This window comes from Hydrogenophaga sp. PAMC20947 (assembly GCF_004795855.1).
Classification (GTDB): Bacteria; Pseudomonadota; Gammaproteobacteria; order Burkholderiales; family Burkholderiaceae_C; genus Hydrogenophaga.
The window spans coordinates 2138879-2147261 of record NZ_CP039252.1; the positions used below are offsets into that span (position 1 = coordinate 2138879).

Annotated in this window: 7 protein-coding genes; 4 read left to right on the plus strand and 3 right to left on the minus strand. The window is 62.5% G+C overall.

The window, feature by feature from the left end:
- The first annotated feature begins 54 nt into the window (after positions 1-54).
- Genes yjgA through E5678_RS09590 form a run of 3 tightly spaced genes read left to right on the plus strand, consistent with a single transcriptional unit; the run spans position 55 to position 1826 of the window.
- Complete coding sequence (gene yjgA, locus E5678_RS09580; protein WP_136178312.1) at positions 55-717, plus strand: ribosome biogenesis factor YjgA; 663 nt, start codon at positions 55-57, stop codon at positions 715-717.
- Between the two features lie 4 nt (positions 718-721).
- Positions 722-1327: a molybdopterin adenylyltransferase gene (mog, locus tag E5678_RS09585; RefSeq protein WP_136178313.1), complete on the plus strand. Its 606-nt coding sequence runs from the start codon at positions 722-724 to the stop codon at positions 1325-1327.
- Between the two features lie 22 nt (positions 1328-1349).
- Positions 1350-1826, plus strand: coding sequence for a peptidylprolyl isomerase (locus E5678_RS09590; RefSeq protein WP_136178314.1), 477 nt, complete (start codon positions 1350-1352; stop codon positions 1824-1826).
- A 347-nt stretch (positions 1827-2173) separates the two neighbouring features.
- On the opposite strand, the gene cysE is transcribed toward E5678_RS09590, so the two are convergent.
- Together cysE and E5678_RS09600 are read right to left on the minus strand one after the other, a co-directional pair.
- The gene (gene cysE / locus E5678_RS09595) at positions 2174-2950 is read right to left on the minus strand and encodes a serine O-acetyltransferase (RefSeq protein ID WP_136178315.1); all 777 of its coding nucleotides are present in this window, start codon (positions 2948-2950) and stop codon (positions 2174-2176) included.
- 10 nt (positions 2951-2960) lie between these two features.
- Entirely contained in the window at positions 2961-3704 is a 744-nt protein-coding gene (locus E5678_RS09600) for an RNA methyltransferase (RefSeq protein ID WP_136178316.1), read from the minus strand.
- Positions 3705-3928: 224 nt separating this feature from the next.
- Between E5678_RS09600 and E5678_RS09605 the strand changes: the two genes are divergently transcribed.
- A complete protein-coding gene (locus E5678_RS09605; protein WP_136178317.1) occupies positions 3929-4894 on the plus strand; it encodes an inositol monophosphatase family protein in 966 nt (321 codons plus the stop codon).
- Between the two features lie 54 nt (positions 4895-4948).
- On the opposite strand, the gene E5678_RS09610 is transcribed toward E5678_RS09605, so the two are convergent.
- The gene (locus E5678_RS09610) at positions 4949-8260 is read right to left on the minus strand and encodes a PAS domain-containing protein (protein ID WP_136178318.1); all 3312 of its coding nucleotides are present in this window, start codon (positions 8258-8260) and stop codon (positions 4949-4951) included.
- Between the last annotated feature and the right edge of the window lie 123 nt (positions 8261-8383).

Genomic DNA, 8383 nt, shown 5'->3' on the forward strand with positions numbered 1-8383 from the left:
GCAGTAGCCCTTGTGGCCTCAGGCCCAGTCCCTACCCAGCTCCTCCAGGTATCCATGTCCCGCAAATTCACCAAAGGCTATTTCGTCCGTGGCCAATTCGTTGCCGACGGCAGTGAACTCGATCTGGAGCTCAAGCGCGAGCTCAAAGGATCGGTGGACATGAGCAAGACCGACATGAAGCGTGAAAGCGACCGCCTGCAAGCGCTGGGCGAGCAGTTGCTCACGCTCAACAGCACGCTGTTCAAGAAGCTGGTCGACGCCGAGCACCTGTCTGAGAAGCTGGTCATCACGCTGGAAGACGCCAAGCGCATCACCAATTTCGAAGGCCGTCGCCGGCAAATGCAGTTTGTGGGCAAGCTCATGCGCAAGCTCGATGAAGAGAGCGTTACCGCCATTGAAGCCGCGATGGAAGAACAACGCAAACCTTCGGCCGAAGCCACGCTGGCGCTGCACCAGGCCGAACAATGGCGCGACCGGCTCATCGCCGACGACGATGCGCTCACAGGCTGGATGTCGCTGGCCCCTCAAACCGATGTGCAGCACCTGCGCACGCTCATCCGCCAGGCGCGCAAAGATGCGCAGGGCGTCAAGGAGCGCCCAGGTGAGGCGCTGCGCCATGGCAAAGCCTTTCGCGAGGTTTTCCTGCTGGTGCGTGCCACATTGACCCCCAACGCCCAGCCAGACCCAGACGAAGCAGAAGAACCTTCTGACGAATAAACCCATGACCGCAGCAACCGCCTTGACCCATGAGCCGGTGCGCATCGGCATTGTCTCCATCAGCGACCGCGCCAGTGCGGGCACCTACGAAGACAAAGGCCTTCCTGCGCTGCAAGACTGGCTCACCCGGGCGCTCAAAAACCCCATCACGTTCGATGCCCGCCTCATCCCCGACGAACAGGCGCGCATCAGCGAAACCCTGATCGAGCTCGTCGAGGCGGGCTGCTCGCTGGTGCTCACCACCGGCGGCACCGGCCCCGCCCTGCGCGACGTGACCCCCGAGGCCACGCTGGCCGTGGCCCACAAGGAAATGCCCGGGTTTGGTGAGCAAATGCGCCAGATCAGCCTGGCCTTTGTGCCCACCGCCATCCTTTCGCGCCAGGTGGCCGTGATCCGCGCCCAGAGCCTGATCATCAACCTGCCGGGCCAGCCCAAAGCCATCGCCGAAACGCTGGAAGGCCTGAAAAATGCTGACGGCACACCAAAAGTCAACGGCATCTTTGCCGCCGTGCCCTACTGCATCGACCTGATCGGTGGCCCTTATCTTGAAACCCGCGACGACGTGTGCAAAGGCTTCCGACCCAAGTCGGCCGTGCGCCCCGTCCGTTGAATCTTTTCCCAGAAAGCGTTTTATGAAAATCACCAAAGACACCGTCGTGACCCTCACTTTCCGCGCCACCGATGCCCAAGGCAAGGTGCTGGAAGACGGCAAAGAGCCGCGTGCCTACCTGCACGGCGGCTACGGCAACACCCTGGTCGGCATCGAAAAGGCGCTGGAAGGGCAGGAGAAGGGTTTCGAGACCACCTTGAACCTGGCCCCTGCGGATGCCTTTGGCGAGCGCGACGAGGATCTGGTCACCAGCATGCCAAAAAGCGAATTCCCGCCCGGCGTCAAGGTCGGTGGCCAATTGCAGGGTCACGATGAAAAGGGCAACCAGCAAGTCTTCACCGTCACCAAGATCAAAGGCCCGACTGTTTTGCTCGACGGCAACCACCCCATGGCCGGACAGACGCTGAAATTTACGCTGAAGGTGCTGGATGTTCAGGCTGCCAGCGCCGAAGAGGTGTCCCACGGTCACGCGCACGGGGCACACGGCGCGCATCATTGACCCTCTGCCCGGCTGCCGGCAACCCCCCTGGGGGCTGCACTGAAGGCCTGACAAAGCCCGTTCCAGGGCGCCCTGGAAGTAGGTGCGCGCGCCTGAGACGGCCCTGTGGGTCCGAGCGTTGGATGACCACAACGCAGCGAAGTCAAGGAGGCCGTCTGGGCACAGTCCAGGCCGGGGGGCATGAACGGAGGTGGTCGCCCAACGCTCGGGCGCCCTCCCTTGTGTCTGGCATCAGAAGCGAGCCAGTCTCAGGAGTGAGTGTCTTACCCAGGGCACCGCGGGACCGGCTTTGCCGGACCGCCAGTGCCGCCCCCTGGGGAGTGACGGCGAAGCCGGCGCAGGGGGGCCTATTTCCCTACGAGCTGGTTCAGTTTTTCGGCTTCGAAACACTCTTTGAGCGCCGCGTCGATCGGCAGACAATCGCCGTCCTTCACGCAGTTGCTGAGCTTTTCGATGGCCTGCCAGAGCAAGGCGATCTGGTGATCTTGCCCTGACGCGCTGTCGATCAGGCCACGCATGGCCTGCGACAGTGGGTCGTCGTCCTGCGTGATGCCGTAGGCCTCAAATTTGGGTTTGATTTCCTCGGCAACGTCCGGGCTCTCATCTTTTTTGCTCTGGATGATGCGCGCCGGAATGCCCACTGCGGTGGCGCCCGCCGGCACAGGCTTGATCACCACCGCGTTGCTGCCGATCTTGGCGCCGTCGCCCACCTCGAAGCCACCCAGCACCTTGGCGCCGGCACTCACCACCACGTCTTTGCCGAGCGTGGGGTGGCGTTTGGTGCCCTTGTAGAGCGAGGTTCCGCCCAGGGTGACGCCTTGGTAAATCGTGCAGCCGTCGCCGATCTCTGCGGTTTCACCGACAACAACGCCCATGGCATGGTCAAAGAACACGCGCTCGCCCACCTTGGCACCGGGATGGATTTCGATGCCTGTGAGCCAGCGGGCGATGTGCGAGATAAAACGGCCGAGCCACTTGAAGCCGTGGGTCCAGCACCAATGGGCCGGGCGGTGCAGCCAGACAGCATGCAACCCGGGATAGCAGGTGACCACCTCCCAGATACTGCGCGCGGCGGGATCGCGCTCAAGAACGCACTGGATATCGGATCGAATTCGGGCAAACATGAGCGTGAGTCTATCGTTTGGCGGCCGCCGCTTGCAGCATGGCTTTGGCAACACCGCGCAGGATGTGGATTTCTTCCTCGCTGGGTGCAGCCCGGTTAAAAAGCTGGTTCAAACGGGGCATCAGCTTCTTGGGCGCCGCAGGGTCGAGGAAATCCACAGCCACCAAGGCTTGCTCCAGGTGCGTCAACATGCCCGCCAAGGCCTGTGCATCGGCGGGCGGCTTGGCCTGGGTTGAAGGCGGCAGGGCAAACCCGCCCAGCGCCTCGCGCCAGTCGTAGGCGATCAACTGCACGGCTGCCGCCAGATTGAGCGAGCCAAACTGGGGATCGGTCGGGATCGAGAGGCAGGCGTGGCAGCGGTACACGTCTTCGTTGCGCATGCCAAAGCGCTCGGAGCCAAACAGGAAAGCCACACCACCCGGAAGCGGGGCTTCAGCGGTCGCAGAAGGCACCAGGGCGGAAAAATGTTCGCGGGGCGCAAGCGTTGGAGGACCAAAGTCGCGCGGCGTCATGGCTGTTGCGCACAAATGATCGACGCCGTCCAGCGCTTCTTCCAGCGTGTCCACAATGCGGGCCTTGGCCAACACATCGTTGGCGCCGCTGGCGCGCTGAATGGTCTCTTCACGGCGCAAAACGTTGGCCCAGCGAGGCGCTACCAGCACCAGGTCGTCAAACCCCATGGTTTTCATGGCGCGTGCTGTGCCGCCCACATTGCCGGCGTGGCTGGTCTGGATCAGTATGAATCGGGTCAACATAGAGCTACCCCCGCGCCGCTTCGTGTCAACCTTTGGGGGCACACCAGCCGCCCGTCCTGAGCTTGTCGAAGGGCGGTTCTTCGGTGTGTACTAAAAAGTCGACACCGCGTGCGGGCCAAGTCGTTAAAATATGGCCTATTGTCGCTGCCCCCATCGCTGGGGCTTTGCCGTTTGCTCTTCCACTGTCACGCGCTCTGCCCTGAGCGCGCAAAGGTTCACAATTCATGTCGTCCACCCTCCACCCCATGCTCAACGTGGCCATCAAGGCCGCCCGTACCGCCGGTACCATCATCAACCGCGCCGCACTGGACGTGGAGTCGGTTCGTGTATCGGTCAAGCAGACCAACGACTTCGTGACCGAAGTTGATCAGGCCGCTGAAGCGGCCATCATCGACACGTTGCTCACCGCCTACCCCGATCACGCGATCTGGGCCGAAGAATCAGGACGACGCGAAGGCAAACACGGTGGCGCTGATCACGTCTGGATCATCGATCCCCTGGACGGCACCACCAACTTCATTCACGGCTTCCCGGTTTACTGTGTGAGCATCGCGCTCATGGTGAACAACCGCCTGGAACAAGCCGTCGTTTACGACCCCAGCCGCAACGATCTTTTCTGCGCCACCCGTGGCCGTGGTGCGTACCTGAACGACCGCCGCATCCGCGTGGCTAAGCGCGACGCATTGCGCTCCACCCTGCTCTCCACGGGCTTCCCCTTCCGTCCGGGCGACGCCTTCCAGACCTACCTGAAAATGCTGGGCGAGATCATGCCCAAGTGCGCAGGCGTGCGCCGTCCAGGCTCGGCAGCCCTCGATTTGGCCTATGTTGCCGCCGGCTACTCCGATGGTTTCTTTGAAATGGGGCTTTCCCCCTGGGATGTCGCCGCCGGGGCCTTGCTGGTCACCGAGGCCGGTGGCCTGGTGGGCAATTTCACCGGTGAATCCAACTTCCTTGAGCAGAAGGAATGCCTGGCAGCCAATCCAAAAATCTACGGTCAGCTGGTGGGTGTGATCGGCAAATACAGCAAATTCGCCAGCGCAGGCGACAAAGCAGCCGTGCGACAAGGCTTGAACACCTTGTCGGCTACGCAGGCGGCCAATGAAACGGAGACCGCCGAGGCGGCTGCCAAAGACGGCAAAGCCCAAGAGGGCGACGATTTCCTGCCCACCGAGCACGCAGCGCCGTTTTAATCCAGGTTTGCAGACACCTCGACCTCGGGGTACTGCCCTACCGCCCCTGACGGGTCACGCCAGGGGCAACGTCCACCAAAACGTAGCGCCCTGGCCCGGAGCCGCTTCAGCCCAGATACGGCCCCCATGCCGCTCCACGATGCGGGCCACGATGGCCAGCCCGACGCCGGTTCCCGGCACATCGGAGCCAGCGTGCAATCGCTGAAACAAGCCAAACAGTTTGCCTGCCCGAGCCATGTCAAAGCCCATGCCGTTGTCACTCAAGTAGAAGGCTTGCTGCCGTGCATCAAAGCCCACGGTCAGCTGGGGCTGTGGCTGGTGCCTTGAGTACTTGAGCGCGTTGTCCATCAGGTTGACGAGCACCTGGCGCAGCAGCGTCGAGTCCCCCATGACCAGGGGCAACAGGCCAACGTCGATCTGAGCCTGAGGATAGCCCGGCGCAAGCGCCTCCTTCACCGACAAAGCCAGCTTGCCCACATCCACAGGCACGGCATCCAGGTCGACCCGGACCACACGCAACATTTCCAGCATGTCGGTGATCATCTGCCCCATGTTGCGCGATGAACGGCCGATGCGCTCGAACATGTCGCGCCCACTCGCACTCAGCCGCTCGCCCTCTTCTTCGGAAATCAGCGCAGCAAACCCGTTCACAGAACGCAGGGGTGCCCGCAGATCGTGGGCGATGGAATAGGAGATGGCCTCCATGTCGTTCATCGAGCGCTCCAGCTGTGCCGTGCGCTCGGCCACCCGCCGTTCCAGACTGGTGTTGAGCGAGTGCACCTCCTCCTGCGCAGTCACCCGATCGTGGATGTCCAGCAAGGTGCCCGACATGTACAGTGCTTTGCCGTCGGCGTCTCTGCGGTGCACGCGCCCCCGGTCGTTCACCCACAGCCACTGCCCATTTTTGTGGCGCATGCGCAAGTCACACTCATAAAAAAGCAGCTCGCCCTTGAGATGGCGCTCCACCCTGTTCCAGGCCCGGGGCAAATCGTCCGGATGAACCAGGTCTCGCCAAGTTTCAACTGTGGTGGGTTGCAACTCACTCAAGGTGTAGCCCAACATGCTCGCCCAGCGCTCGCTGAATTGAGTCACCTGGGTTTCTACATTGAATTCCCAGATACCCGGTCGGGTTGCTTCCAGCACCCACTGCAAACGCTGCCGCTCCTCGCGCAAAGCCTCCTGGGTATCAAAGTAAGAAGTCACATCGGTGTAGGTGCGCACAAAGCCACCGTCGGGCAGCTGGCGCGTGAGCACTTCCAGCACCGTTCCCTGCAGCGTCTTGCGGATATACCGGGAAGGGGGGGTCGGCTCTTCGCGCATCGCGTGGGGCTGAAGCTCTGGCGGGAGCAGGGACAGCTCAGGGCCAAAGTCCCCGCGATCCATCTGGAACTGGGATATATCGGCGTGCAGCGGTTGGCTCGCGTACAGAGACTCTGGCAAATCCAGCAGCTCCAGCACGCGCTGATTGAAGAAGCGGACGCGACCCGCAGCATCCACCATGATCAGCCCCTGGTTGATGCTGTCAAACGTGACTTGCAAGGCCGCGCTCTTCTCGCTCAACAATGCGCTGGTGGCCTGGAACTGCAAGCGGGCTCGGCGCCGCTCGCTGTGTGCCCTGGAGGCCATGACCAGCTCGCGCACCGTGCCCAGCAAGGGCTGGAGAAACTCCACCTCTGCGGTATCAAACCCGCCCGCGCGGTTGACCAGGCCGACCATCGCCACCAGGCGCCCGTTCAATGCCACGGGCACCGCCAGGAAATTGCCCAGCGGTGGATGCCCCGGCGGCAGGCCACCGCTCCGCTCATCGATCAACGGCTCGTTGCTGATGACGGGCTCACCGCTGCGCAACGCATGTCCAAACAGGGTCTCGAGGTTGTGAAATTCAATGGGCCGTTCACCGTTGCCATCGAATACCCGGCGTGAATCTTCGTCCCAGGCAATGTTGGAGATGGCCTGCATGCGCAGAAACGGTTGGTCTTGCGCGTCGTACAACACCTCTCCAATGAAACCAAACGCGCTTTCGGTGACATTCAACAGCGAAGCCAGCAAGGCCTCAAACGCTTTGCGCTTGTCATCAACCTCAATGAAGACCGCCTGCGATTGCCGCACCGCCTGCAACATGCGGTGCTGGCGTTCCATGGCCCTGGTGGCCAGCAGCCGATCGGTTGCATCGGTCAGAAAGCCAGACCAGACCACCGAACCGTCCGCCTCGATCGCGGTACTGGCCTCCACCTGTATCCACCGGAGTCCCCTCTTGGGCAAGTTGGCTCGAAACGAGACTTGCAAGGTGGACAGCGCGCGCGCTGAACGGTCCATGGCGGCCAGCACACCGGGCAGATCCTCCGGGTGAATATGGGCAAAAAACAGGCGCTGATTGGCGATCACTTCAGAGGGATTCAGCTCAAAGACCTCGTTGGCGAGCCCGCTCAAATAGGAAACTGAGGGTGTGCCATCGGGCGCACGGCGCGCCTGGTACAACACGCCCGGTATGCGGTCAGCAATGTTGCGGAGGAAATCGCGCTGGCGCGCCAGGGCGTCTTTGGCGATGCGCTCCTCCGTGATGTCCTGGACCACACCAAAGTCCACCTGCGCCTGCCCCGCCACCACTGTGCGCCCCATGCGGGAACGAAGCCAGCGCAGCTCGCCATCGGGGCGGTACCAGCGGTACTCCATCTCGCTCCCGTCCAGCGCCGCACGCCCCGCGAGCCACCGGGCCTTGTCGTCCGGATGAAGGCCAGAGCGCCCGTCCTGCCGTGAAATGACCGTGCGAGGCTCCATCCCGGCAACGGCGTACAGCCCCGGGGACCAGATCACCTCCTGATCGCTGTGCGCATTGGTCCAGTGGCCAACACGGGCCAGCTTCTCAATCTCCGCGTGCAACTCCACCTGTTGCCTCAACGCGAGAGTGGACTGCGGAGACACAGTCGCCTCTTCTGGGGCCACGTGAGGCGTCCCGCCCTCGGGTGTTCGCTGCCCTTGAATCACCAACAACCGCATGAGGCCCTGGGGCCCATCGATGGTGGCCACATCCACTTGCAACGGCTTCGCTGTTTGAATACCCGGCAATGCTGCAACCGCAGACGCCAGCTGGCGGCCAGTGTCCAGCCACATGGCATCCCAGGCGCTGTCTTTGGGGAACACATCGTGGGCTTTGGACCCCACCACCTGAGGCGTGAGCATGCCCGTTGCACGCTCCCAAGCCGCATTGACCGCCACAACCCGGGCATCGGCTACCCTGACCAGGCAACTGGGCACGGGGGAGTGGTGAAACACCGCTTCAAACGGCAATGCGTGGCGTGGCTCGGCCCCCGACGTTTGCTGGGTGTCGGAGACATTTCGGCCTTCGGATAGGGCAGGATGAACCATGGCCGGAACGATACAGGAGTCCACGCCAGCGAACCGAGGGAAGAACGCTGTTGAGGACGGCTTTTTTCACGCCATGATGGATTCTTGGGCCATTTTTGGCCTGCATGCCCGGGAAAACCCCAG

Excerpts from the sequence above, each read along its gene's own strand:
- E5678_RS09610 (WP_136178318.1), bottom strand. The coding sequence starts at position 8,260 with ATGGTTCATCCTGCCCTATCCGAAGGCCGAAATGTCTCCGACACCCAG.
- E5678_RS09600 (WP_136178316.1), bottom strand. The coding sequence starts at position 3,704 with ATGTTGACCCGATTCATACTGATCCAGACCAGCCACGCCGGCAATGTG.
- mog (WP_136178313.1), top strand. The coding sequence starts at position 722 with ATGACCGCAGCAACCGCCTTGACCCATGAGCCGGTGCGCATCGGCATT.
- E5678_RS09605 (WP_136178317.1), top strand. The coding sequence starts at position 3,929 with ATGTCGTCCACCCTCCACCCCATGCTCAACGTGGCCATCAAGGCCGCC.
- yjgA (WP_136178312.1), top strand. The coding sequence starts at position 55 with ATGTCCCGCAAATTCACCAAAGGCTATTTCGTCCGTGGCCAATTCGTT.
- cysE (WP_136178315.1), bottom strand. The coding sequence starts at position 2,950 with ATGTTTGCCCGAATTCGATCCGATATCCAGTGCGTTCTTGAGCGCGAT.
- E5678_RS09590 (WP_136178314.1), top strand. The coding sequence starts at position 1,350 with ATGAAAATCACCAAAGACACCGTCGTGACCCTCACTTTCCGCGCCACC.